Origin of the sequence: Anoxynatronum buryatiense (genome assembly GCF_900182905.1) — a bacterium.
GTDB lineage: Bacteria > Bacillota > Clostridia > Peptostreptococcales > Tindalliaceae > Anoxynatronum > Anoxynatronum buryatiense.
The window spans coordinates 113,922-140,669 of sequence record NZ_FXUF01000007.1; the positions used below are offsets into that span (position 1 = coordinate 113,922).

Genomic DNA, 26,748 nt, shown 5'->3' on the forward strand with positions numbered 1-26,748 from the left:
AGCGACACCAAAAAAGCAAAAGACGCAGAAACTGTAAAAACAGGTCGGCTGAAGGTGACGATGAACAGCAACTGAAATGAAAACTTGAAATGAGAACCTTGAAAAGAGGTCCATGAAAAGAACCCTTGAAAAGACAACCAGTGAGAGGAGTGATGGGCATGAGAATACTGGTGGTGGATGATGCGCCTTTAAATCTTCATTTTGTCACAAGCATCCTGCATCAAACCTATCCCCAATATGAAATTTACCAGTGCCAGCGACCGAGGCAGGTGGAGAAGCTAGTCAATGAGAAAGAAATTGACGTGCTGCTTCTTGATATCACCATGCCGGAGATCAGCGGCCTGGATCTGTTGAAAAGCCTCCGGGAGAAACTCAGCAGCGATGACCTGCAGATTATTATGCTCACGGCACTGGATGACGACGATATTTTTCAGACCTGTTACGCATTGGGAGCCAATGACTACGTGAAGAAACCTTTCAACAAGGTGGAACTGACTTCCCGTCTCAATCACGCCATTAAGAGCATTCAAGATCAACAGCAAAGAAAGCAGCTGATCCATGGAATTAAAGAACATAACAATGAGCTTCGACGGGTCAACATGGAACTTCAAATGGCACAGGCTGCCCTGGTTCACTCAGAAAAAATGGCAGCCATTGGCCAGCTGGCGGCAGGCGTGGCCCACGAAATCAACAATCCCATCGGTTATGTGAGCAGTAACCTGGAGACACTGAACAGTTATCTTCAAAAGATGACACACTACATCCACCAGTGCCGTGAAGTGCAGGAAGCACTTGAGAAAAGTGAACACATCCCATCGGAAGCCCTGGCCGTTCAACTGGCCGACAGCTATGAAACACAGAAGCTGGGCATCATCATGGAAGACCTTGAAGGTCTCATGGCAGACACCCAGGAGGGTGTGCAGCGAGTGGCGACCATTGTTAAAACCATGCGTAATTTTGCCCGCAGCGGTGACCACGACGAAAAGGGATGGGTTATCCTGAACGACTTAATACACCAAAGCATGATGATGCTTCAAAATGAATCCAAATACGTGGCCGATGTGATCTTCCGGGAGCAGGATGAAATCGAGGTGTTTTGCAATCAGGGACAAATCGGGCAGGTACTGGTGAATATCCTGAACAATGCCATACAAGCCATCCGAAACCAGGAAAAGCCGGAGCGGGGACGGATTACCATCGGGCTGGGGCGCACGGAAGATAAAGCCAATATCATCATCAGCGACAATGGGCCGGGGATTCCAAGAGAGTACCTGAGCCGAATTTTCGACCCCTTCTTCACCAGCAAAAAAGTGGGCGATGGCACCGGGCTGGGACTCAGCATTTCTTACGATATCATTGTCAATAAGCACGGGGGCATGTTAGCAGCCCACAGCGAAACGGGAAGGGGTGCCATCTTCGATATCCTGCTGCCCATTCATGATTATCAGGAAAGTGAGGAAAAGGAATGAAAAGAACCCTTCTGCTGGTAGATGATGAAAGGCAAGTGATTCGTTCCCTGGAACGACTGCTAATGGACACTGACTATCGGGTTTTGTCTGCCCTCAGTGCACAGCAGGGGCTGGAAATACTGGAGAAAGAAACCATCAATCTGGTAATGAGTGATATGCGCATGCCTGAAATGGACGGGTATGAGTTCCTCAACATTGTCAAAGAGCGGTATCCCCACGTGATTCGAATAATGCTCACCGGGTATTCAGAGGAGAACGTGGTGTTGAAGGCACTGGAAGATAATACGGTAAAAGTGTATCTTTTCAAACCCTGGAAAAATGAAGAACTGATGGAAACCCTTCGCCAGATTTTTGAAACCTATGACCTTCTCAACAGTTCCCAGTTGCTGGAGATAATCAACAATGCCTCTTTTCTGCCAACCATCGAAGATGCCTACTGGGAAATCATACGGGCCATGGATCATGAGAGCGACCTTTCCAAGATTGCCTCCTATATTGAAAAAGACTCTGCCATTGCCAGCAAAGTACTTCGACTGGCCAATTCTGCCTATTACGGAGCGCGAACAGGCTCCCTGCATAAGGCGGTGACTTACATCGGGCTGAAACACACCCGCCATCTGGTGAGGTCCACCGCCATTATCGGATTCTTCCAGGGAAGTCATCATGCACGTTCGCTCATGCAGCGTCTTTGGAAACAGGCAGCCCTTTCCCATCGGCTCTATCATCATCTCTACCAACATCATCTAAACCACAAGATGCCTGAAAACAACATACCGGCAGCCCTCCTTCACAACATCGGCGTCATGTTTTTACTGGGACATTTTGGAGAAGGTTACGCAACCCTGTTGTTGCAAGCCGATGAAAAGAAACTGGCCCTGGAGGAATGTGAACGGCAGGCCTATGGCAACACACACATGGAAGCAGGCGGGTATCTCCTCAGTTGGTGGAACTTCCCCTTCCCGGTGGTGGAGGCCGCCCTGTATCACCATGCGCCTTTTGATCACCGGGTGATCAACACTGAAGTGACAGCAGCCGTTCATCTGGTTAACCGATATTCCCATCAGCTGCTGGGGTTTCCCCAATACGACGGGTATGACGATCGGGTTTTTGATTACCTGGGCGTGAATCAACAGCACTTTGAAAAAAGCCTGGAGAGTATATCCCTTGAAGAGGAGGCTTAACCCATGGATCAACGAGATGCCGTTCTTTTTGTAGACGATGAAATCAATGTGCTCAGTTCCCTTAAGCGGGGAATGATGGACGAACCTTATACCTGCTACTTTGCCTCCAGCGGGAAAGAAGCGCTGGTCATTCTGGAGGAAAAAACCATCAGCGTCATTGTCACTGATATGCGCATGCCTGAAATGACAGGGTTGAAACTGCTGCAGGAGGTGACCAAAGTATCGCCTGATACCGTTAAGATTGTACTTTCAGGATACACCCAGATTCAGCAGATTCTGGCCACCATTAATACGGTGGACATCTTTAAATTCATCACGAAACCATGGAAAATGGAAGAAGAGTTTAAAGTCATTATTCAACAGGCAGTGGCCTATTACCGCATGAAAAAAGAGCACGAGCAACTGAAACATGACCTGGAAAACCGGAACAAAGTATACCGCAACATGCTGGCCACCATGACAGGACGGGTGGCAACGGCCCAAAAACAAGTACAACTGGTGGGCGCTTTGGCAGAAAAGATGCTTGAATATGCACACCGTCATCAACACACCGAAAGCGCCGGAATCAGGGCCATGCTGGAGCAACAGCCCGTGTTTTTCCAGACTTTAGAAAAAATCATTTTGATGCAGGCAGATCAACAAACAGCTGACGAACTGGAAGCGTGGTTAAGAACTGAGCTGAGCCGGTCATTTTCCCTGGAAAAGGTGACAACCGGCAGGTTGCCGGCAGAAAAGAAAACCGGGGAAGTGGAAAAAAGACCAGTACCGGGCAGTACCGACGGCAGGCTGATGGCCGGTGGGATGAAGATGATCCTGGACATGCTGCCGCCAACCCTCCGGGATCAGCCAATTCTTCTGGAGACCACTCAACCCAGCCATCATATTTTTCATTGCCTGTTGCGAATCCCCCTGGGAGAAGGAGAGGCCGCCCAGATAGACCCCGACTGCATCCAGTACCTGAACATGGTTCTTGGAAAAGCGCTGGAAACTGTTGAGATTCATTTTTCAGCAGTTAATGAAGCGCATCATCTGGTGATGAAAATGACAACACCCCTGAAAGAACCTTCTTAAATGACGATTTTCAAAATCGCAGTTCCAAAATGCCGGTTCCAAAATGGAAGTTCCAATCACAATCGAACAGCGGCAAAGATACACGGGAGCTGATTCAACGATGAAAAGAGGCGGTACAGATGAAAATAATGTTTGACAGGGAGGGTTCCGTTGAGGGCCTGAACGCCCTGTTAACGACATTGTGTCAGGAAGAAAATGTCACAGGGGTTATGATTTTTGCTTGTGAATCCAACGAGTTCACCCCTGAAAAAGTAGACTCCTTGCTGTTAAACTGCATCAAACCTCTGTGGGGAGGCGTTTTCCCTGAAATTATTTATGAAGCTGAAAAGATATCAAAGGGAACCCTTGCCGCCGGCTTTACCTGCCCGCTGAAAACCGTCGCCATTGATGATCTTAAAAACGATTCCGCCGCCATCAGGCAAGTCATAGAAAACGCTTACGAAAAAGAAGATTTGCGGGAGCAGACCATGTTCATCTTCGCCGACGGGCTCAGTGGGTGCATCGAAACACTGCGGGACAGTCTGTTTCAGTCTCTGGGTGCCATGCCCAACTACATCGGGGGTGGTGCAGGATCCCTCCAGTTCATTCAAAGGCCCTGCATCTTTACATCGGAAGGATTGAAAGAAAATGCCGCTGTGCTGGCCCTTGTTCGTCAAAAAAGCGGTGTGGGTGTCGCCCATGGGTGGGAGCCCATATCGGAACCCCATAAAATAACGGCCGCTGAGGGTAACCGAATCATTTCAATTGACTGGCAGCCGGCGTTTGAAGTCTATCAGGAGATGGTGGAGAGCCTTTCGGGTAACAGTTTTCAGGAGTATGATTTTTTTCACCTGGCCAAAAACTACCCGCTGGGAATCATGAACATGAATCTGGAAATGATCGTGCGTGACCCCATCGCAACCAACTCAGAGAAAGACCTGATCTGTGTGGGAGACGTGCCGGTGAATGCCATTATCCACGTACTCAGAGGCGACCGGGAGTCATTGCTGCAGGGAGCGGCGGCAGCCAGAAAAAACGCTGAGATCAATTTCGAAACTGTCACCGGCCAACAGGCTGAAACAGCTGTAGCCATGCTTGTTATCGACTGTATTTCCAGGGTGCTGTACTTAAACCATGACTTTGAGGAAGAACTGAAAATTGTCAAAACAGAAGCGACAGTGATGGGAGCCCTGACACTGGGAGAATTTGCCAATCTGCGCAGCGACAATCTGGCCTTTCACAACAAAACCATCATCACAGCCCTTCTTCAGTAAAAGAAAAAAAGCAAAGAAAACAAGTAAAGAAAACAAGTAAAGAAAAACAAAGTGAAAACTGATCAGAAGCGGTTCAGATAAGTATTTGTAAGCCCGTCCACACCAGCAATCAGTCAGCGGACCACTTTTAAAAAAAACAGAAACATTTTGATGGTTTTTTCGTTAAGATATACGTTAAGACATGCAGTAAGATATAGGCCGTACAGAGGGCAGCATCAAAGGCAACATTAAGAGCATTAGGAAACAGCTGCACATAAAAACCGATGCCCCGCTGCAGGCAAGCGCGCGTCATAAAGGCATTAAACGCAATGTGCAGGTAAAGGAACACCGTGAAAAGAGGTGGTGAGGGTTGATGAAATATCTGATACCGTTGTTGATCATTGGTGTTATTCTCATCTGGCTGGGGTTTTATGGATTTGGCATCCTCATGATTCCCCAGGGCGCTTTCCCCGTCACTGTTTTCAAAGTGGTGGGGCTGCTGTTCATTCTGCTTTTCATGGGAATGGCCCTGCGGGTTTTGGTGGAACGGCTGAAAGAACTGAAAGAGGAGGAAGATGATGATTATCGTCAATACTGATTTTATCACTGGAAAAGAACTGGAAACCCTGGGAATGGTGAAGGGCTCTGTGATTCAGGCCAAACATGTGGGCAAAGACATCATGAGCGGCCTGAAAGGGCTGGTGGGCGGAGAGCTGACGGCCTATTCAGAAATGATGAACGAAGCACGGGCGAAAGCCACCAAAAGAATGGTTGAAGAAGCCCAGACCATGGGAGCCGATGGCGTCATCAACGTACGGTACACCTCTGCGGCTGTGATGCAGGGAGCAGCAGAGATCCTGGTGTATGGAACCGCCGTCCGGTTTCGGTAGACCGGGGCAAGCTCCACAAACGTGAGTGCCTGAAGGCATTTGTGAAAGTCGGTGCCAACACCCTTTAAATGGCATCTGATTGTTGTGTTGACAACAATTGGAAATCATTTGGAGGGTGTTTGTCTGTTCATGTGAAACAAAGGGGAGATGACCTAAAACCGTCCACAAGATCCACAATATCTATAGAGGCCATAAGGGTGATGTTCGAGAGTTCCGTTAAGCACCACTGAGAGCACAGCTCGTTCGTTGGAAAGAACATCGGTGGACGGAATGATAAATGATGGAATGCTGGAATGATTGAAGCGGCAGTCAATGGGATAAAAAATGAATGATACTGGATGAAAACCATATTAATTACAGACGATAACAGAACAACTAATCGAATTTTACAAAAAACATTCACATTTATATTGACCCATTTTGCCTGTCTGTGATAGGATGAGGATGCATTGAAAGGAGTGGGAATCATGTCGACAACAGCCATCGTAGGAGCCCAGTGGGGCGACGAGGGAAAAGGAAAAGTAATTGATTATCTGGCAAGCCAGGCCGAAGTCATCGTTCGTGCCCAGGGAGGCAATAACGCCGGTCACACAGTGGTGGTGGAAGATACCAAATACACCTTTCATCTGATGCCCTCCGGCGTGCTCTATGACGGTACCCTGAACCTCATTGCCAACGGCGTCGTCTTCGACCCGGAAGGGTTTTTGAAAGAAATCGAAAAACTGGAATCTCAGGGAGTCACCATCAGCCACCTGTTCATTGACGAACGGGCGCATCTGATTTTCCCTTACCATAAGCGCATTGACGAACTGCAGGAAGAAGCCCGGGGCGAAGAGTCCATCGGCACCACCAAGCGGGGTATTGGGCCCTGCTACATGGATAAAATCGAACGCACCGGCATTCAGGTGGGCGAGCTGCTTCGACCGGAACGGCTTCAGAAGTTCATTGCCAAACAGGTGGCCCGCAAAAATGCCATTCTGGAAAAAATCTATGAAACAGAGGGCTTCGATCCCCAGGCTATTTTTGAAACCTACCAGGCCTATGGAGAGAAGCTGGCGCCTTTCATTACCGACACCAACCGGTTGCTTCATGAAGCACTGGACTCAGGGAAAAAAGTGTTGCTGGAAGGTGCACAGGGAGCACTGCTGGACATTGACCTGGGCACCTATCCCTACGTCACATCCTCTCACCCCACCACAGGCGGTTTCTGTACCGGTGCGGGCATCGGGCCCAATCAAATCGATGAAGTCGTGGGCATCGTCAAGGCCTACACCACCCGTGTGGGGAAAGGCCCCTTTCCCACAGAGGAAGATAACGCCACCGGTGACGCCATTCGCATCAAAGGCAATGAATTCGGCACCACCACCGGACGCCCCCGCCGCTGCGGCTGGCTGGACGGCATCATGCTACGCTACACGGCCCGCATCAACGGCATGACAGGGATTGCCCTCATGCTGCTGGATGTGCTGGATCAGTTCGATGAAATCAAGTTCTGCACCGGCTATGAACTGGATGGCCAGGTGAGCACTCATTTCCCCGCCAGCCTGGCAGATCTCGACCGCTGCCAACCGGTTTACCAGACCCTGAAGGGCTGGAAAACCGACATCACCGGCATCACTGCCTTTGAAGACCTGCCGGCAGAAGCCAAGACCTATGTGAAAACCATTGAAGATTTCACCGGTGTTCCTGTCAAGCTGATTTCTGTGGGCCCCAAAAGAAGCCAGACCATTGTGCGGGAAGCCATGATTTAGTTTTTAAACCGCACCCCTGCCTTCCCACCGAATATCTTTGCCGAAAAACTTCACAAAACTGTAATAGGCAAAAAGGCGGGAGCAGATGCGGTCGTCGTAACGCACCATCAGTTCCCCCGGTGGCAGGTTGGTGGAAATCAGGGTTTTCTTTCCTTCCAGATGGCGGGTGTTGATAATCTGAAAAAGCTGGCCATTGGTGAAGGTATTGGTAAGCTCAGTGCCCAGATCATCGATGATCAGCAGGTCACAGTCAAAAAGACGGGTGAGCACCTGGGAATCCTGAGGGGTGCCTTCCCGGCCGAACTGGTGATTTTCAAGGAGATGAATCAGCTTGATGGCGGTCTGGTAAATCACCACTTTTTCCCGGTCAAGCAGGGCTTTGGCAATGCAGTTGGCCATAAAGGTTTTTCCCAGCCCCGTGGGGCCGTAAAAAAGCAGGTTTTTTTCATTGGGTTCATCAAAATTAAAGACAAAGCCTTCACATTCCTGCAACACCTGCAGCATATTATCCCGGGGAGAAAGCCCTTCCTCCGGGATTTCCTTTTCTGAAAATAAATCAATGCGGAAGGTTTTGAAGTTTTCCTTCGCCAGAATACCCGCCAGATTACTCATCTGATAGGCCTGGTTAATCAGTTGCTGTTTGAAACAGCTGCAATGCTTCCCTGATTTCAAAATCCCCCGGTCCTGGCAGTGGGCGCATGACCAGTGGGGTTGAAAGTCGGCTTCGGTGAGATGATGGGAGTTCATGAGAGCACTGCGCCGTTCCTGAAGGCGGTTCATCTCCTGCTCCAGCTGATGAATCAGCCTTTGCTGGTTTTGGGGATCAGACAGCAGGGCGCGGCTGATGGCCAGGCCCTGACGGGTCATTTGAGATTCCAGGGCTTCCAGCTCCGGTACCATTTCATAAATGGCCTGCACCTTTTCTTCCCGGCGCCGCTGGGCCATTCGCCGCTTTTTTTCATAGTCCTTCATGATTTCCTGTACCACGGCGGACCGTCTCATTGATCATCCTCCTTACGGGGTCTGCGTTTGCGGCCCAACAGAATTTTTTCCAGTTCATCGTTGGAATAATCTTTTCCCCGGCTCTCAGGCAAATGAAAGCCGGTTTTTTTTATGGGAGGGCTTGTGACACGCCGTCCGGCATCTTTGGCAACTGTCTTTTCAGCGGCCTGCCGGCGCCGGTCGGCTTCGTGGCGGTCAACGGCTTCAGGGGTTGCCAGCCCTTCTTTCTGCCAGCGGTCCAGAATCCCGTGGATGTACTTAATACTTGGTTTGGCGGTGCCGGCGGAGAATCCGCAGGCTTTTAAAATCATGTCCATGGAAAAGCCGAAGGCATCCAGCCACTGGTCCATCAGGCGGCTTTCTGCATCGGAGGGGAGACGGCCGTGAAAGCCCAGGGCCTTAAATACCTGGTCATATTGCCGGTAGCGCAGCTGCATGCAGTCAAGAAAAGCCTGCACCTGCTCCCCGCTGAGAAATCCTTCGTCGGCCCAGTTGCGCACAATGCCGGCCACATAGGGCACGCTGCGCACTTCTTTCTGACGCACAGCATATTCAAAGGCCATGAGCACCACTGTCTTCTCCACTTTGAAATGGTGAAGCCAGTCAAGCACCTGCATTTCTTCATTGGGAACCAGGGGGCGCTGCATCAGGCGGTTGATGGCAGCAAAGAACTGGCGAAAGCTTTCCCGTTCATTGGCTTCCAGCAATTCAGCCGGAGTGGTGGTGTGGGGCGGGGGAGTCTCGGAATCAACGGCTGGCGACGTTACCTGGGGGGTGTGCTTCAGATGAAGCGTCTTTAGGGAAAGAAACTCCACAGAAGGCTCCGGCAGCGGAGGATTTTCCGGCACATTACCGGAACCGTCGCCGGGGATATCACCGGGCACACTGCCGGCATCATCATTTGGTGCTTCCGACGGTGATTTTCCGGGAAAGCCTGCAGATGACCCCGCAGGGTGGGTTAGGCGCACCAGGCCTTTATCTTCCCAGTACTGCCAGGCTTCCAGCACCTGCTGAAGAGGAAGATTCAGATTGGTGGCGAGGGTGCGGGAGGTGAAGCGTTTCCCCTCAGAAGCTTCCAGGGCGTAGCGGTATCCCAGCAGATACACTTTGACAAAGTCACCCGGAGCCGGGGGCATATACAAATCAAGAAAGAGATTTTCCACCGGGGTATCATGAAGGTCCACCGGTGTTTTTTCCAGTCGAAAAGGCATGGGTATCACTCCTAAAAACATCATTTAAGGTTCAAACCCACTCACGGTCACAGGAGGGGGTTTTGCGGCGTATCTAATCATGACGCATCTAATCATAAAGACAGCTTTCCCTCATTATATCACAGGGCAGGGGAGGAGAAATCCTTCCGGCAAAAAAGAAGGCTGCCGAGTGTTGCCTAACGCTGGAATCGTTGCAACAAGACCATCATAAGCACAGAAACACACGTTCTGTATTGTTGCCGGGACTTTGGTAGGATATAATGATTTCGTGTGGCAGCCATATCACAAGAGGCATGGCTGCATTACGTGTTTCACCGGTGCCAGACACCGGGCACATCACCAGTGAGAACAACCGGGCAAAGAAGCACAGGACATTTGTATCAACCGGGAGGGGATAGCGGCATGTCCAAGCGTCATCGTCCAGGAAAGAAACAAAAGGGTGACTGGATTCAAGATTCACCAAATCAAGAAATGAAAGCCGTACAGGAACATGTGCAGGAAACTGAGGCACAGGAAGTCCTGCGGAATACCATACAAGAAGCTGCACAGGAAACCCTGCAGGCATCTGCACAAGAAACCGTACAAAAAAGCGTACAGGAACCCGCAAAGAACAATGTGCGGCAGACCCAGGCTCAACAAAGGCTTGAGGCAGACGGGGCGGCACGCTTGCAGGAACTTCGGAAAAAAAGAAAACCCATGGGGAAAGCGTCGGCCACTCCCATACAGGAAAAAGCAATACTGTATCTGGTCGGGCTGAAAGAGCTCGCGGCCATCACACTGAGAAAAGCGAAAGCCGGCACCCTGAAAAAGGCGGCTGACATGAAAGCTCAGGTCAAGCCTGCTTTTAAGCAGCTGTCATCAAAAATGGCATCAAGCCTTCAGAGAATCATGCCGGGAGCAGCAACGCTGGAGACTTCAAAAACGCTTGAGATACCAGAAAATGGAGGCGCAACAGCCCTCCCTGAAACCCTTGCAGCATCTGCTGAATCAATCGAATCAATTGATTCAGGCGAACATCAAACAGCCGCTCAGGTAAAAGAAGAGAACCCGTGGGTGGCAATGGCCGTCATGCTTTTCCGAAAAAAACAGGTGAAACTGGCCGTGGCGGGAATCGCTGTGGCAGCCATCGCGTTTGTTGCCGGAAACAGCTATTACAACAGTTACCAGGAAAGCCTGGTTGCCTACGAACTGACTTTGGATGGAAAATCTCTGGGGATTGTTCGGGAGGCTGATGAAGCCTTCGACGAAGCAGTGAAAACCCTGCAACGTGAAATGCGCCAGTTGTATGGGATGGAAGCATACATACCCGACACCCGGGAATGGCTGGAAGTGAAAGCAACCGACGAGGAACTCACCTCGCAGACAGCGCTGATTACCGCACTGAAAAATCAACTGGGCATCAAGGTGAAGGCCACGGCCCTCACCGTTGACGGAGAACCGCTGGTGATCCTCCCCAGCCGTCAGTTGGCTGAAAATCTGCTGGGTCAGGTTATGGAACCCTACCTGGACCCTGAAGTGGAGTACCTGGAAACCGGATTCTCTGAAAACATTGAACTGACAGAACTGGCAGCCGATCTATCAGATATTTGGGACATGGAGGAAGCACTGCAGTACCTCCAAACAGGCACCAATGAAATCAAAGTGCATGAAGTGCAGCCGGGCGAAAGCACCTGGCTGATTGCCAACCGAAATGAGATGACAGTGGAAGAAATAGAAGCCGCCAATCCGGGGCTGGTATCAGAACGACTGAGCATTGGTCAGGAGTTGAATCTAATTGTGCCGACGCCTTATCTGACGGTGCGCACCCGCGAATACGCAGAACTGGCAGAGGCCATTCCCTTTGAAACCGAAGAAGTGGAGTCAGACAGCCTTTATCAGGGAGACCGGCGCATTACCACCCAGGGGGAAGAAGGCTTTCATGAAATCAAAGCCTATCTTGTCCGGGAAAATGGCCGGGAAGCTGAGCGGGAAATTTTGGAAGAAAACCGGATTTCCGAGCCCACCACACGGGTGGTGGCGGTGGGAACCCTGCCACGGCCAGCCACCATGGCCACTGGCACATTCATGAATCCCACCCGGGGACGCCTCACCTCTCCCTTTGGCATGCGGGGCGGTTCGCGGCATACCGGGATAGACATTGCCAATTCCCGGGGAACAGCGGTGAAAGCCGCCGATGCCGGTAAAGTTTCTTTTGCTGGAACCAGAGGCGCCTATGGGCAGCTGGTGATCATTGACCATGAAAATGGCTACCAGACCTACTACGCCCATCTGAACACCATGTCTGTTTCAGCAGGCACACGGGTTCATAAAGACCAGCTTATTGGCACCATCGGCACTACCGGCCGCAGCACTGGGCCGCATCTTCACTTTGAAGTGCGTAAAAACGGCACTCCCGTGAATCCTCTGGGATTTGTCAACTACTAAATCGATCAGATCAGCCAACCCAGGCAATACCCATCAATCGAAGAATGGCACATGCAAAGCATGACACACCCATCGATAAAATATTCAAACACAAAAAACCCCGGCCACAACCGGGGTTTGAGATTGAAGACAAAGGGCTTTGGCCAGGCCAGCTGATTCCAATCTTGTGTGTTTTTAGTCGAAAGTCTCGAAAACAGCGCCTGAACTCGCTGCGCTCAAACAGCAGACACTGGCGGTTTTCTCCCCTTTTCGAAAAAACACTGACAAGATTTCCAAGGCTGTCCTTTACCAGATCCCTTGTCTTCATCTTATTTTGTCTACAGTCTGAAACCCCGGCCACAGCCGGGGTTTTTTGGTATAGGAAACAGCATGCGCAAAATAGCTGTGGATAAAGTGGTTTCTAGGCGTTGATGTGGGCTTTCCTTTTCTATTCACTATTCCCTATCACCTATCCACTGAAAACCCGCCGCAGGCGGTTTTGTTCTGTATGCCCGGAAAACGCCGGGAGCAGACACTGGTGAAATGGTGAAGCAGCAGTTCAAAAAGATGGTGGAAGGGCTATCGGCAAAACAATGCGCCAGGCAGCCATCAGAAGGCGGTGGGTTGAGAAAGCGGCCGGCCTACTTTTTTTTATGACTGATTTCTGGTATGATGCTCATAAGAACAAGGCACCGGCGGTAAATCACCCGCAGGGAGAAAAGGAAGGTGACGGTCATGAAAACCCGCATTCTCATTGTGGAAGATGAACGGAACATTGCCGATATCATTAAGTTTAATCTTGAAAAAGAAGGCTATCAGACTGAAATCGCCGGCGACGGCGAAGACGCCCTGGTGAAAGTGCGCACCTTTCAGCCCGACCTGATGCTGTTGGATCTCATGATTCCCAAAATGGATGGTTTCCAGGTGTGCCGCAAAGTGAGAGAACATCACAACTTTCCCATACTCATGCTTACTGCCAAAGAAGAAGAAGTGGACAAGGTGCTGGGGCTTGAAATGGGAGCCGATGATTACATCACCAAACCCTTTGGTATGCGGGAACTCCTGGCGCGCATCAAGGCCAACCTGCGGCGGGTGGGACCGGCGGAGGGAGATTCTCAGGAAAAAGTGGTGGCAGGTCCCCTCAGCATAGACTTGGGCAAATATGAAGTAAAAAAAGAAGAAACGGTCATTGAACTGACCATCCGTGAATTTGAGCTCCTTCGCTTTCTGGCACTGCAGCCGGAACAAGTCTTTACCCGGGAACAGTTGTTAAAGGAAGTCTGGGGGTACGAATACTACGGAGATATTCGCACAGTGGACGTGACAGTACGCCGGTTGCGGGAAAAGGTGGAAGACAACGCCAGCACCCCTCGGTATATTATGACCAAGCGGGGTGTGGGGTACTATTTCAGGAGGACCCAGCATGTTTAAAAGTATCCGCATTAAGATCATCACCATCTACTTTCTGCTGATTTTCATGGCGATGGTCATTGTGGGCCTGTTTATGATTCGTCAGTTTGAAAACTACCATCTGGGGGTGGAACGGAATAACATCGTTTCCATTTCCGGCAGCGTGGCCACCACCCTGCAAAGCATTGACTGGCAAAACCAACCCCAGGAAACCCAGGAGAACCTGAACCTGTATGAACGGGTGGGGATGGAAATCTATGTGATTGAAAGAGGCAGCCGGTTCACCATCGCAGCCAGCACCAACCTGACCTATCTCAATGAAAACGCCACCCACATTCTGGAACCAGACCTGATTCTGGGAGCCCTCAACGGCCATGATATGGAAAAAGACGTGCTGGCAGGCACCCAGGGCATCAGCTCAAAAAACATGGCGTTTCCCCTTTACGATGAAGACAACCGGATCAATGGTGTGGTCTACGTTCGCAAAGACCTGGGAGATATTTATCAAACCCTCGACCAGTCCAAATTCATCATGCTCAGGTCCACGCTGGTGGCCCTGGGCATTACCATCCTGCTGGGCTACTTTATAGCCTCCAGCATTACCGGCCCCATACGCGACGTGACAGTGAAAGCCTCCAAAATGGCCCGGGGCGATTTCGACCAGGTGGTGGAAGTGAAGTCCAGCGATGAAATTGGTCAGTTGGCCAGCATGTTCAACTACCTCACCGCCCGGCTTAAAACCTTGCTGCAGGAAGTATCCAGCGAAAAGCAGAAGCTGGATACCATCCTCACCGACATGGCCGACGGTGTCATCGCCACCACCATTGAAGGCACGCTCATTCACATAAATTCCCGGGCGCTGGCCATGCTTTCCCTTACCCGGGAAGAAGCAGAAAACAAAACCTTCGATCAGCTGTTCCAGCCCATTAATCAGCCCCTGTCGCTGAAAGTGCTGCAGGAAGAACACCGGGATTTCAGCGGGGTTGAGGTGTTGGATATGCCCGACGGCACCAAGCTGCGGGCCAGCTATGCACCCTACCGCAGTGAGGCCGGCGAAGCAGAAGGGATGGTACTGCTGCTGCAGGACATCACTGAGCACGAAAAACTGGAAAAAATGCGCAAGGAGTTTGTGGCCAATGTGTCCCACGAGCTGAAAACACCCCTCACCACCATAAAAAGCTATACTGAAACCATGCTGGAGGGCAGCATCGATGACCCGGCCATGGAACAGCGTTTTCTAAAAGTCATCAATGATGAAGCCGACCGGATGACCCGCCTTGTCAGAGAACTGCTTCAGCTTTCCAACCTGGATTACCAACAAATGAAATGGGAGCCCCAGCCTGTGAATCTTCGGGCCCTTATGGAAAAAGTGCTTCGCAACCTGGACCAGCCCCTTCAGCAAAAGCAGCACCAGGTAACCTATGATCCGCCGGAGCAACCACTGATTACCTTTGGTGATCAGGATGCCATCGAACAGGTGATTTTGAACCTTTTCAGCAATGCCATCAAGTACACCCCCGACGGAGGGAATCTGCACCTCTACCTGGAAAGGGAACAGGCCGCCATCTCCCTCACCATTCAGGACAATGGCATTGGAATTCCCAGTCAAGATCTCCCCCGGGTTTTTGAACGCTTTTATCGCGTTGATAAAGCCCGTTCACGGGAAATGGGAGGCACCGGCCTGGGTCTTTCCATTGCCAGGCAGATTGTGGAAGCCCACGGTGGCAGTATTCATCTTTACAGCAGAGAGGGCAAAGGCACCCGGGTGGTGATGCGCCTGCCCCTGTATTCCGGAGAAGAAACTTCTGAAAAAGAAGCGGTTGCTCAACCATCCTAAACATCTCTGAGGACATCATGAGGGCCTTGACAGAGTCTCTTTGCAGGTCGCCTCATTCGTATTTGTATCTTCATTTGCACCTTCATCAGCACCTTCAACAAGTGCCATCACAAGCATCGTTAACATGTGAAAATCATCGGGATCATCATCAATGTCTCTGCCATTCATGTCACCATCAACATAGGGCCGAAGCAAAGGCCAACACAGACAAAAGCCCTTTCGTTACAATGTCATGGGGTGTCACGCTATTTTAACGCGGCTGTAATCTGTTTGTAACATCGATCCGCTATAATGAAATTGTTGATACTGAAAAAGCGTTGAAAGAATATACACTGGATTCGGTGGATGATTTCGATGAGTCGTTCAGCAAGATGATTTTCTGATCGGCGGCAGTGACCTGCTGGACGGCCAATAGATGGATGCTTGTGGTGATGTGTGAAACTGATGGAGGATGAAACCCATGAAAAAATGGATCATAACTGGTTTACTGGTACTCTTGATGCTGAGTGTACAGGTGGGTCCGGTATTTGCAAATACAGATGAACAGGAAGCCGCAGCCGCGGGTTTCGAAGTGTTGGTGCCCCAAAAAGACCGGGTGACCAGTCGTGAAGTTGTCATGCTTTCATTCAGTGCTCCCCAGGGAAGCACCGTCACCGTTGAAGTGTTTCACAACACCAGTCTGACAGATGAAGATAACTTCGCTGCCCTTTATGAGCCCATGATTTTTGAAATTGGAGCCCTTGAACGTGGGTGGGTGGAACTGCAGCTGAAAAAGGGTATGAACCGCATTTTCCTCACCACCTACCTGAACGGATTGCCCGAAACACCTGTCGGTGCACTGGAATCTGAAGCCGATGAAGACCGACTGGTGATCGAACGTCGCATCACCGTGAAAGACCTGGAAGAAGTGCGGGAAGAACTGACCCGTAACGTAAGGGAAACCACCGCCACCGATCTGATTCGGCGGTTGACCAATACCACTGAGATTCCGCAGCCAACGGAGTGAGACTCCCATGATGCATAAGGAAAAATTGAAAAGCCTGCTGCTGACATTTCTTGTCGTCACCAGCGTGGTGCTTACCCAGCGTGTCTGGTTCCACTCGCCTCTGCAGCTTATCACTTCGGAGGCTTCTTATTTGGAAGAAGCTGAAATCCTTGAACAGGAAAGGGCCAGAATCATTCGGCCCGTCAGCATTGTTGCCGGCTTCGGCGGCGGTGTGGAAAACAGCCACTACAGTCTCATCAAACCCCAAGACCTGGACAGGTTCTGGCAGGAGCTTCAAGTGATCCTGAAAGATCACTTTATTTCCGAGCCCACCGTCCAGGTTGTTTCGTATGAAGATTATCAGCAGGTAAAGGGCAGCCGCAGCATTGAACTTCACTTTGCAGAAGGGTTTCCGGCAGCCCTGCTGGCCACCTTGTATGATCAGCAGGAAAACCAGGTAACGGCTGTACTCAGCCAGATTTCCCGGGTGCTGATTCCCGGTCGCTATCAGGGAACACTGTACCTGGTGGATGAAGCCGGCACCACTTACGAATTTCGGATTACCCGACAGCAAATGACAGCAGCCATTGATCCGGGAGAACTGCTGGACAGCATTCCCGTGAACAGTTACGTCAAATACTACCCGCTGTTTTCCTATGCGGGCAATGACGTGTTACTGCCCCTCACCCACCAGAGCAACCTGCCCCGCCTTTTCACCGAAAGCGAAGTGGATATCAGCAGCGATCAGCAAATGAACCTGTGGGCCGGCCGGTTTTTCAACGAAAACTTTGACTTTGTGAAAACCATTCAGGAAACCGGCGGCACCCGGATTTACATGTACGGTTACGGGCAGCAGGAGGTACGCATCACCAACCGGGGACGGCTGGAATATACTGCCGAAACCGGGAATCAGTCGAGCACCAGCGTGGGCAAAGCACTGGATACAGCCCTTCTCTTCATGGCCCGCCATGGCGGGCTGAATGCAGATCTGGTTTTGCAGGAAGTGAAGCTTCTGGAACACAACAACCAGAGAGGCTATCGTTTCACCTTTAGTTACCGTCTGCGGGAGTTGCCGGTGGCCCTTTCACGGCAACAGCAACCGGTGGAAATTGATGTGTATGGCAACAGTGTGCGCAGTTACCGCACCTTTATCCGCCGCCCCATGAGCCTGCCGGAAGTACTGCCGGAGAGCGGCATTCTCTCCCCCCACCGTCTGGTGGAGGAAAACTTTAACCAATTGCTGGCAGAGATGGCCGCTGACATTGACACCACCACCCCTCCCGGCAACGAAACAACACGTGATCCTGAAACTGCAGCAGACCCTGAAAGAGAAGGGCTGCCGCCGGCGATGGAACAGGAAGGCTCAACTGAATCAGTGAATCCAACCAATACGGCGCAACCGAATTTACAGGAACCATCTTCAGAGTCGCCTTCAGAAGCTATGCCAGCGCCATCATCAGACCCTGATTTCGATACATTGCCGGCATTATCTCCATCGGCATCCGGCCTCAGCGGCGATGAACTTCTGCAGGCCATTGAATCCATTGAACTCATCTACCTGGACAGGGAAGACACCCATCGGCGTCAGCTGATGGTCCCCGTCTGGCGTTTGATCATCAATAACCGGGTGTATGACTACGATGCGCATGAGGGCGTTCGCATCAATACCTTTACCCTTTCGGGAAGGGAGTTGTAATCGTGGACTGGACCAAAGCCAAAACCATCCTTATCGTTGCCTTTTTGATCACCAATCTCTTGCTGGTGGCAGCATTGGTGACAGATCCCACCCGGCAGCAAGCCGCCGGAGTGACTGAGGCCTATCTGCAGCAAACACTGGCTTTTCTTGAGGATGAAAACGTGGTACTGGAAACACCATTGCCCCGGCAGACCCCCTCCCTGAGCGCCATCACCGTCACCTATCGCTTTTTTGAAAACAGCATGATCACCCGCCTGTTGGGAGACAACTGGGAACAAATTGCCCCCCATACCTACCAGGGCACAGGTGGACGGGTCACCATCACCAATGACAAACTTCTGGCCTGGCAGCCGGCAGAACCCCTGTCACCTCCCGCTGATCTGAGGGAAGAAACCCTGGAAACTGTCAGCCAGGCGCTGCTGGAGAACTACGATCTCTCCACAGGAGGGCTCACCCTCAGCCAGATCTATCTGGGCATGGTGCCGGAATATGATGCAGAACCGTTGCACAAACTGGTTTATGAACAGACCTATCAGGGCCGGTTTGTGGGCGAAAGCTATGTGCATGTCTACATGAACCAGCGGGGCGTTGTGGCAGTGGAAGCCCTCCTGTTGGAAGATCCGGCTGCTTCAGATCAAACCGGCACTCCCCGGGTGATGATCAGCGCCCCTGAAGCATTGCTGCGCAAGCTGGATGAGATTGGCCGGGTACACCGGGGTGATGGCCCTGTGGTGGTCAGTCGTGTGGAAGCAGGCTATTACTTTGCCCTGACCCAGGATCCCTTTACCCAGTGGGAAAGCGTGGCCTCGGGAACAGCAGTGCCTGCCTGGAAAATCGTCTTAAAAAACGGCACCACCTTTTATCAGGAAGCCTTCTGATACCCATGACACAACGAAAAACTTGACAAAACCACCCAAATAGCATAAAGTCTTCTTGAAAGTTTTTTTCGGCAGACAAGCACACAGGCATTTCATTCTCAGACATCGGTGCTTGTTTTTTTGTCAGGAAAACCGCAACAGACTACGAGTGGATAAGGGTGGTGAATCTCCGGCTTAACTGCCGGGTACCATATGGAAAAACTGATTATTAAAGGCGGCGTTAAACTGAAAGGCCAGGTGGATGTCAGCGGATTCAAGAATTCAGCGGTGGCACTGATTCCGGCAACGGTACTGGCGGGTGCGCCCTGTGTGATCGATAATCTGCCGGGCATCAGCGATATCAAAATACTGACACAAATTCTCCGTGACCTGGGAGCCACTGTCACAGAAAATGGCCTGAACCCTGTGAATGGATCTCATTCCCTTCACATCGACACCACCACCATGACCGAATGCTATGCTGATTACGACATGGCAAAAAACCTGCGGGCATCCTACTATTTTCTGGGAGCTGCCCTGGGCCGCTTTAAAAAAGCACGCGTTGCCTATCCTGGCGGGTGCAATATTGGTGTGCGTCCCATCGATCAGCACATCAAAGGCTTTGAAGCCCTGGGAGCCACTGTATCCATTGAGCACGGCATTATTTCCGTTGAAGCGGAAAAGCTGGTGGGCACCGAAATATACCTTGATATGGTCAGCGTGGGCGCCACCATCAACGTGATGCTGGCAGCGGTGATGGCAGAAGGCCGCACCGTGATTGAAAACGCAGCCAAAGAACCTCATATTGTTGATGTGGCCAACTTTCTCAACTGCATGGGCGCCGAAATTCGTGGAGCAGGAACCGACGTGATTCGCATCAATGGCGTGGAAAAACTGGGTGGTTGTAACCATACCGTGATTCCCGACCAGATCGAAGCCGGCACCTATATGATCGCCGCTGCCGCCACTGGTGGTGATGTGGTGGTGAACAAAGTCATTCCCAAGCATTTGGAGTCGGTCACCGCCAAGCTGAAAGAAATGGGCGTTGAAATCACCGAAGAAGATGAATCCCTGAGTGTGCGGGTGAATGCCACCAAACCCCTGAAAAATGTCAACATTAAAACCCTGGTGTATCCCGGGTTTCCCACCGATTTACAGCAGCCCATGAGCGCCCTTCTTTCTGTGGCCAAGGGCATTGGGATCGTCACCGAAACCATTTTTGAAGGCCGGTTTAAACATGTGGATCAGCTGAAAAAAATGGGCGCCAACATTAAAGTGGAAGGCCGGGTGGCAGTTATTGAAGGTGTGGATAATCTCATGGGAGCCACCGTTACCGCTACCGATCTGCGGGCGGCGGCTTCGCTGGTGATTGCCGGGCTCATGGCCGAAGGCACCACCGAAGTGGAGAACATTCATTTTCTGGACAGGGGCTACGACCTGTTTCAGGAAAAAATTCAAAACCTGGGAGCAGATGTGCACCGGGTCACCGTGGAAGACTAACCGCGGGAGGCATCAGCATGGAAACCTTATTCTGTACCCTGGCCAGCGGCAGCAGCGGCAACTGTCACCTTCTCAGCAACAACGGAGAAGCCCTGCTCATTGACGCCGGTCTCAGCGGCAAACAGATTCAGCAGCGTCTGACAGATGTCAGCGTTGACCCCGCCCGGCTGACGGGGATTCTCATCAGCCACGAACATCAGGACCATATCCAGGGTGCCGGGATTTTATCCCGGCGCTTTGACTTACCCATTTATGCCAACGCTGCCACCTGGGAAGCCATGGCACCCAAACTGGGAAACATCAAGCCGGAGCATCAGCGTATTTTTGATTCAAAGAAGCCCTTCGCTGTGGGAAGCATTGGAATCACACCCTACCACCTTTCCCATGATGCGGCGGAACCGGTGGGTTTTGTCATGGAAACAGGCAAAGTGAAGGTGTGCATCGCCACTGATCTGGGGCAGATTCCCACCACCCTGATGAAAACCGTTGAAAATGCCGATTTGGTGATCATGGAATCCAATCACGATGTGGACATGCTTCAGGTGGGGCATTACCCCTACCCCTTAAAGCGCCGTATTTTGTCAGACCTGGGGCATCTGTCCAATGAAGCCGCAGGGATGGCTGTGGTGGACATGGTGCGCAACAATGTGAAGTCAGTGCTGCTGGCGCATCTCAGCCGGGAAAATAACTTTCCCGCCCTGGCCCTTTCCACCGTCACCGGCATACTGGCAGAAAACGGCATGGTGCCTGGCAGGGATCTGGAACTGAATTTGTCTGTCCGCGAGCATGTCAGCTGTTTGTACCGATTTGCCACGGGTACATAATGGAAGAGGTGTTGAAAAATGGACAAAGAAAAACGAACAGAACAGGAAATGCAAGGAAAACAGTCACACCGGCAGAATCACCAACAGGAAGAAAAACAGGTACACGAACAACAATCGGATGATCTGAAAAAAAACCAGATGGAAGAAATGGAAGCAAAAGAAATGCAGCAGCAAGAGCCGTTTCCTGAAAAACCAGAGACACCGGAAGTCAAAGAAAGACTTCAAACTGACGAGGAATCCATTCATCAGGCAGAAGAAGAGCCGTTTCAGATCACGCTGCAGCCAGAGAATAAGCAACCTTTACAGCCGCAACGGCTTGAAAAGACAAATGAACCAGAGGAAATGGATGAACCTGTGTCATACCGGGATCATCAGGAAAATCCCGATCATCAAGAAACTCAGGAAAACCCGGAAGCTTTGGAAGGCGGCATGCCTTCCCAAAACGACATATCTTTCGATAAGCCTGAAAATCCTGAGGCGCACGAGATACAGGAATCAGATGTAACCCTTGAAGAACCGGAAGACACCTTTGAGGTGGACCTGGTGGGGGAACCCCGCAAGCTGGATGATCAGGCTGCCCCCATAAACGGGGCTCAAATGGCTGTATCAGGAGGCTTCCATGCCACAACAGCTGCTCCAGAAACCGTGTCAGATACTTCTTCAGCAGCATCTTCAACGGCTTCTTCAACAGAAGCGATGATATCTAAAGCGGCACATCTCCCCATCCCCAAAGGTCACCGGTTGCTGCCCCGTCGCACCCTTTTCACCATGTTGCTGGCGGCGGTGCTGGCGGGGGCAGTTCTCAGCTTTGCCCTCTTTTATGCCATGCTGCCAACCCTTCTTCAAGTTCGGGGAATTGCCACCGGGGGTGGAAATCAGGGCTCATCAGTGGTGATTCAGCCCCATGAAGACCTGACGGTTTACAGCGCTGTCGCCCAAAAGGCCATGCCCTCTGTGGTGGGAATCACCACAGTGCAGATGCAGCAAGGATTTTTCTCCGGACCCCAGCGCTCAGAAGGGCTGGGCACCGGTGTTATCGTTGATGAGCGGGGTTATATTCTTACCAACTCCCACGTGATTCGGGACGGCCAGGCAGACGAAGTCATGGTGCTTCTCCACGACGGCAGCCAGCTTCCGGCAGAAGTCCTCTGGTTTGAGCAGTCCATGGATCTGGCGGTCATTAAAATTGAAGGTGCCGTCGATCTGGTGCCGGCCGAGCTGGGCAACAGCGATGAACTCATTGTGGGTGAAATTGTGGTGGCCATTGGCAATCCCCTGGGACTGAACTTTGAACGCACCCTCACCCAGGGCGTCATCAGCGGGCTGAACCGCAGTATAGCCGTGAGCCAGAACCAAATCATCGATAATCTCATACAAACCGATGCTTCCATTAACCCTGGCAACAGCGGCGGCCCTCTTCTCAACGCACGGGGGCAGGTGATTGGCATCAACACTGCCAAAATCCAAACCGGGGAAGGCCTTGGTTTTTCCATTCCCATCAATACATCCAAACCCATTGTTGATCAGTTCATCGAGCGGGGCGAATTCCGCCGGGTGTACCTGGGCATCAGAGGCTTTAATGCCGAAAATGTGGAAGATGCCACCGGTGTTCCTCTCAGTGTTGATAAGGGCGTCTATATTGTGGAAGTGGTGCCTGAATCGGCTGCCGAAGTCGCTGATCTGCGCCCGGGAGATGTGGTCATTGCCCTTGGGGATCAACCGGTGCAAACCATGGGTGAGCTGATTCGTGAGCTTTACAAATATCGTCCGGGTGATGAAACCACCGTCACCTACTTGCGCAACACCCGGGAAGAAACCGTCACCATTGTGCTCCAGGATTAAGGCAGTACCCGAAGCAAAATTTTATCAATGCCCATGACAACGCCCCACTGATCAGTTACTTGAAATCATAAGATTTCAGGCCTGCCAGGGGGGCGTTTTTTTAAGGCACAGGAAATAGTATGCGCAAAAGCTGTGGATAACGTTTTGGTAATGGTTTTAAGCTTTTCATTCACTATTCGCTATTCACTATCACTTAATCACTGTAAAACTGCTGTAGGCAGTTTTACTCATAGATGGAAGACAGCATAGATTGGGCATCATTGACGGCAGAGCATACTAAAAAAGAAATTCTTCTGATTTGGGGAACAGGCCGTAAAGCCCACCGGTGTGGACGAAAAGAATACGCTGGGAATCGGCAAAGAAGCCGGTGTTCTCTTCAATCTCTGTCACCAGACCCCGAAAAGCTTTTCCCGTATACACCGGGTCAAGAAAAACGCCTTCCTCTCTGGCGATGCGTCGAATAAACGCCATTTCCTCCGGCGTGTTCAGGGCATAACCCCGGCCACTGTAACCATCCAGAAAGGTGATTTCTTCTGAAGGCAGCGGTGTTCCCGGAGCCACACGGCCCAGGCATTCCGTTGTCAGCTGGGTGATGATGGGCCGAAAAAGCCGGCTGTCATCGGTAATGGGAACCCCCACCACCCGGTGACGGCTGCCTCCCAGCATATTGCCCAGCACCAGGCCAGCGTGGGTGCCGCCGGAACCAACGGCACAGACAATAGTATCAAAAGGTGCCTCAAGGGTGTCTTCCTGCAGCCGTATTTCTTCATAAGCAGCAGCATAGCCGAAGGTGCCAATGGCGTTGGAAGCGCCCATGGGCAGCAGATATGCCGGAGTTCCCTTTTCATCATAGGCCGCCTTCAGGGTGGCCATCACCTGCAGATGGCCATCGTTAAAATCTTCCGGTTCCATGAATGTAAACGTACAGCCCAGCAGCTGATCCAGTAACAGGTTGCCATGGTCTGGTCCCTGGGGGCGTCCCCGCAGCACCAGGTGACAGTCCAGCCCCAGCTTGCGTGCGGCCACCGCCGTCGCCCGGGCGTGGTTTGACTGAAGGCCGCCGCAGGTGATGAGCACCTTCGCCCCCTGCTCCAAAGCCTCTTGCAGGGCAAACTCCAGCTTGCGCACCTTGTTGCCGCTGAGTTCCATGCCGGTGAAATCATCCCGCTTCAAATACAGCTCTTTGCCCAGGGTGACAGACAGCCGTTCCAGTTTTTCAACGGGTGTTGGCAGGTGGGCCAGCGTTAGCTTCTTGGGTAATCCCATAGTCACATTCCTCCCCTTCGTTTTGTGCCCGTCATTCCATGGAAAAACTCCGTGAAGGCAGGTCCATTAAGGTGCTGCCATTAACACAGTTCAATTGAAGGCGTGCCATTAATGCAATCCAAAGGTTTGGGTCACATTCTGAATGAAGATGATCCCATTGCCTGGCTCGTCGATATGAAGCTTCTCCCGGATGGTGGCAGCAATGGCTTTGGTTTGGTGGTTTTCAGAAATAATGAGCACAATTTCTTTCTCAGGTTCAATTTCCATGGCAAAAAGGGTGCTGGTTTCATGAATACCCGAACCCCGGGCATTGATAATGGTGCCACCCCTTGAGCCTGCCTCTGTGGCGGCTTCAATCACTTCTTCAGCTTTTCCCCGGTCAACAATCACCATAATGGCCTGATGCATGGCATCTCCCATCCCTTCTGATTCGTTCGGCTGGTCACAGGCCAGCATTTCAGCACCCAGCACAGACACAATGCCTGTGCTGAAGACGATGCCTCGGTTGGCTTTATCAAATCGAAATTTGTCATTCAGTTGCTGCATGGCTTCCCGGGCAGTTGTTTTCTCTGCCGCCATGACCACAATCTCCCGGCGCACCTCATTCAGTTCCAAAAAGGCCAGCAATGTGTTGCGAATGGTTCCCTTTCCCAGAAAAATGGTGCCGCCGGTGACGCCGTGCTGCTTGGCATGTTTAATGATTTTACTGCCCATTCCAAAATTAACAATGACACAAATCAGCTCAAACTCCCGGCAACCCTCAGGATGCATCATTCGCCTTCACCCCTTCCTTTTTTGATTTTATTTCAAACAAAAGTCCCAGAATTTCCAGTGTGATAATAGGGGTGAGGGCAACGGTGGCAATCATGCCGAAGCCGTCCAATAACACGCTGGCACCCTCCACCGCATCGGCAGCCCCCTGGGTGAAGGCCAGAATGAAAGTGGCGGTCATGGGGCCGGTGGCCACCCCGCCTGCATCGAAGGCAATCCCGACAAAAAGCTTGGGCACTACATACATCAGGCCCACGGCCACCAGATATCCCGGCAGCAGATAATGCCACAGGGCAATACCGGGTGTGACCACCCGCAGCATCGACAGGGCGACAGCAGCTCCCACCCCCAGTGAAAGGGCAATGAGCACTGCGTTTCGCTTCACATAGCCACTGGTGACCTCTTCAATCTGATGGGTGAGTACGTACACCGCCGGTTCTGCCAGAATGGTGACCACTCCCAGCACAAAGCCAACCAGAATCAGTAAAAGGGGCTGATTCATCTCTGCCAGGCGCCGGCCCACTTCACTGCCCACTTCCATAAAACCGGCATTAACCCCTGTTAAAAAAATGAAGAGCCCCAAAAAAGCATACACAAAGCCTTTCACCATTCGGAAAAAAGCCCGGGATTTCAGGTGAAAAGTGATTTTCTGAAGCACCAGTAAAATGACCAGCAAAGGCAACACGGCCATGAAGCTTTCCCGCAGCACAATCGGTATCACCCCGAGAAACGGGCGAAGGATGCCTGTGGCGGCAGTGACACTCGACGGCAACGTGCCGGCGAAAGAATCTGCAGGGGATAGAATTCCCATGAGCAATACAGCAAGAATGGCTCCGGCAGAAGTGATGGCCACCAGGCCAAAGCTGTCTTTTTCAGAGGCTTTACTGTCTTTTTTCAGATGGGAGACCCCCACGGCAAGGGATAGAATAAAAGGCACCGCCAGCACACCGGTGGTGGCACCGGAGGCATCAAAGGAAATGGCCAGAAACTCGGAAGAAGTGAAAATGGCCAGCAAAAAAATGATGCCGTATAGAAAGGTTAATATCTTAAAAAGGGGCACGTTGGCAACAATACGAATAAAGCCGAAGGCCAGCATAATGGCCATACCCACAGACACCACCACCAAAATGGCTATACTGGAGATCTGCCCCGCAGTGACGGCATCCACCTGGTTGGCTAGTACAATCAGACCGGGCTCAGCAATGGAGATAAAAAAACCCAGAATCAAGCCTGCGGCAATCACAATGGAAAGCCGGTTTGTCTTGGTGAGACTGGTGCCGGTGAGGCCTCCCAGAGGAGCGATGGCAATATCGACACCAATGAGAAAGAATGCCAGGCCCAGAACAATGAGCAGGGCGCCCAGCAAAAATCGCACCAGCAGGGGGAGGCTCAGGGGTGTGATGGTCAGACCGAAGAGAAGCACAATCACCGTAATGGGTAAGACCGACGTCAGCACTTCCTTTAATTTTTCTGTCAGGATGTTCATGAAAGTCCACTTCCTTTAGTAGAGACATCCGGTTCACATATTAGAAACATCCGGTTCACAGCGG

General features: G+C 51.5%; 21 protein-coding genes. 16 read left to right on the forward strand and 5 right to left on the reverse strand.

Annotation, left to right across the window (positions count from 1 at the left end):
* Positions 1-158 precede the first annotated feature (158 nt).
* The 7 genes from QOL74_RS10455 (at position 159) to QOL74_RS10485 (ending at position 7,594) form a co-directional block, all read left to right on the forward strand.
* Complete coding sequence (locus QOL74_RS10455) at positions 159-1,469, forward strand: response regulator (RefSeq protein WP_283409419.1); 1,311 nt, start codon at positions 159-161, stop codon at positions 1,467-1,469.
* A complete protein-coding gene (locus QOL74_RS10460) occupies positions 1,466-2,650 on the forward strand; it encodes an HDOD domain-containing protein (protein WP_283409420.1) in 1,185 nt (394 codons plus the stop codon). The genes QOL74_RS10455 and QOL74_RS10460 overlap by 4 nt, the downstream gene beginning before the upstream one ends.
* Before the next feature lie 3 nt (positions 2,651-2,653).
* Positions 2,654-3,721, forward strand: a complete 1,068-nt coding sequence (locus tag QOL74_RS10465; protein WP_283409421.1) for a response regulator — start codon at positions 2,654-2,656, stop codon at positions 3,719-3,721.
* Between the two features lie 119 nt (positions 3,722-3,840).
* The gene (locus QOL74_RS10470) at positions 3,841-4,974 is read left to right on the forward strand and encodes an FIST signal transduction protein (RefSeq protein WP_283409422.1); all 1,134 of its coding nucleotides are present in this window, start codon (positions 3,841-3,843) and stop codon (positions 4,972-4,974) included.
* Between the two features lie 352 nt (positions 4,975-5,326).
* The gene (locus QOL74_RS10475; RefSeq protein WP_283409423.1) at positions 5,327-5,551 is read left to right on the forward strand and encodes a hypothetical protein; all 225 of its coding nucleotides are present in this window, start codon (positions 5,327-5,329) and stop codon (positions 5,549-5,551) included.
* Positions 5,532-5,843, forward strand: a complete 312-nt coding sequence (locus QOL74_RS10480; RefSeq protein ID WP_283409424.1) for a YbjQ family protein — start codon at positions 5,532-5,534, stop codon at positions 5,841-5,843. Before QOL74_RS10475 ends, QOL74_RS10480 begins: the two co-directional genes overlap by 20 nt.
* Positions 5,844-6,310: 467 nt before the next feature.
* Positions 6,311-7,594 (forward strand): adenylosuccinate synthase, encoded by a 1,284-nt coding sequence (locus QOL74_RS10485; RefSeq protein WP_283409425.1) that lies wholly within the window; start codon positions 6,311-6,313, stop codon positions 7,592-7,594.
* A gap of 3 nt (positions 7,595-7,597) precedes the next feature.
* Here the strand turns inward: QOL74_RS10485 and QOL74_RS10490 are convergent, their stop codons facing one another.
* Both QOL74_RS10490 and QOL74_RS10495 read right to left on the reverse strand, forming a co-directional pair.
* The gene (locus tag QOL74_RS10490) at positions 7,598-8,596 is read right to left on the reverse strand and encodes an ATP-binding protein (RefSeq protein WP_283409426.1); all 999 of its coding nucleotides are present in this window, start codon (positions 8,594-8,596) and stop codon (positions 7,598-7,600) included.
* On the reverse strand, positions 8,593-9,807 hold the full coding sequence (locus QOL74_RS10495) for a DnaD domain-containing protein (RefSeq protein ID WP_283409427.1): 1,215 nt from the start codon (positions 9,805-9,807) through the stop codon (positions 8,593-8,595). Before QOL74_RS10495 ends, QOL74_RS10490 begins: the two co-directional genes overlap by 4 nt.
* Before the next feature lie 402 nt (positions 9,808-10,209).
* On the opposite strand from QOL74_RS10495, the gene QOL74_RS10500 reads away from it, so the two are divergent.
* From QOL74_RS10500 to htrA, 9 genes are all read left to right on the forward strand, one after another.
* Positions 10,210-12,231: a LysM peptidoglycan-binding domain-containing M23 family metallopeptidase gene (locus QOL74_RS10500; protein ID WP_283409428.1), complete on the forward strand. Its 2,022-nt coding sequence runs from the start codon at positions 10,210-10,212 to the stop codon at positions 12,229-12,231.
* Positions 12,232-12,945: 714 nt separating this feature from the next.
* The gene (locus QOL74_RS10505; RefSeq protein ID WP_283409492.1) at positions 12,946-13,641 is read left to right on the forward strand and encodes a response regulator; all 696 of its coding nucleotides are present in this window, start codon (positions 12,946-12,948) and stop codon (positions 13,639-13,641) included.
* The gene (locus QOL74_RS10510) at positions 13,634-15,457 is read left to right on the forward strand and encodes a sensor histidine kinase (protein ID WP_283409429.1); all 1,824 of its coding nucleotides are present in this window, start codon (positions 13,634-13,636) and stop codon (positions 15,455-15,457) included. The genes QOL74_RS10505 and QOL74_RS10510 overlap by 8 nt, the downstream gene beginning before the upstream one ends.
* 460 nt (positions 15,458-15,917) lie before the next feature.
* Entirely contained in the window at positions 15,918-16,463 is a 546-nt protein-coding gene (locus QOL74_RS10515) for a hypothetical protein (RefSeq protein WP_283409430.1), read from the forward strand.
* A gap of 7 nt (positions 16,464-16,470) precedes the next feature.
* The gene (gene yycH, locus QOL74_RS10520) at positions 16,471-18,138 is read left to right on the forward strand and encodes a two-component system activity regulator YycH (protein ID WP_283409431.1); all 1,668 of its coding nucleotides are present in this window, start codon (positions 16,471-16,473) and stop codon (positions 18,136-18,138) included.
* A gap of 2 nt (positions 18,139-18,140) precedes the next feature.
* Complete coding sequence (yycI, locus tag QOL74_RS10525) at positions 18,141-19,016, forward strand: two-component system regulatory protein YycI (protein ID WP_283409432.1); 876 nt, start codon at positions 18,141-18,143, stop codon at positions 19,014-19,016.
* 192 nt (positions 19,017-19,208) lie between these two features.
* On the forward strand, positions 19,209-20,495 hold the full coding sequence (gene murA / locus QOL74_RS10530; protein ID WP_283409433.1) for a UDP-N-acetylglucosamine 1-carboxyvinyltransferase: 1,287 nt from the start codon (positions 19,209-19,211) through the stop codon (positions 20,493-20,495).
* Between the two features lie 17 nt (positions 20,496-20,512).
* Positions 20,513-21,319 (forward strand): MBL fold metallo-hydrolase, encoded by an 807-nt coding sequence (locus QOL74_RS10535; RefSeq protein WP_283409434.1) that lies wholly within the window; start codon positions 20,513-20,515, stop codon positions 21,317-21,319.
* Positions 21,320-21,337: 18 nt separating this feature from the next.
* A complete protein-coding gene (htrA, locus tag QOL74_RS10540; RefSeq protein ID WP_283409435.1) occupies positions 21,338-23,161 on the forward strand; it encodes a serine protease HtrA in 1,824 nt (607 codons plus the stop codon).
* Positions 23,162-23,437: 276 nt separating this feature from the next.
* Here the strand turns inward: htrA and QOL74_RS10545 are convergent, their stop codons facing one another.
* From QOL74_RS10545 to QOL74_RS10555, 3 genes are all read right to left on the reverse strand, one after another.
* The gene (locus QOL74_RS10545) at positions 23,438-24,427 is read right to left on the reverse strand and encodes a D-cysteine desulfhydrase family protein (RefSeq protein ID WP_283409436.1); all 990 of its coding nucleotides are present in this window, start codon (positions 24,425-24,427) and stop codon (positions 23,438-23,440) included.
* Between the two features lie 108 nt (positions 24,428-24,535).
* The gene (locus tag QOL74_RS10550; RefSeq protein ID WP_283409437.1) at positions 24,536-25,201 is read right to left on the reverse strand and encodes a P-II family nitrogen regulator; all 666 of its coding nucleotides are present in this window, start codon (positions 25,199-25,201) and stop codon (positions 24,536-24,538) included.
* Positions 25,188-26,684, reverse strand: coding sequence for a DUF1538 domain-containing protein (locus QOL74_RS10555; RefSeq protein WP_283409438.1), 1,497 nt, complete (start codon positions 26,682-26,684; stop codon positions 25,188-25,190). Before QOL74_RS10555 ends, QOL74_RS10550 begins: the two co-directional genes overlap by 14 nt.
* Positions 26,685-26,748: the final 64 nt, after the last annotated feature.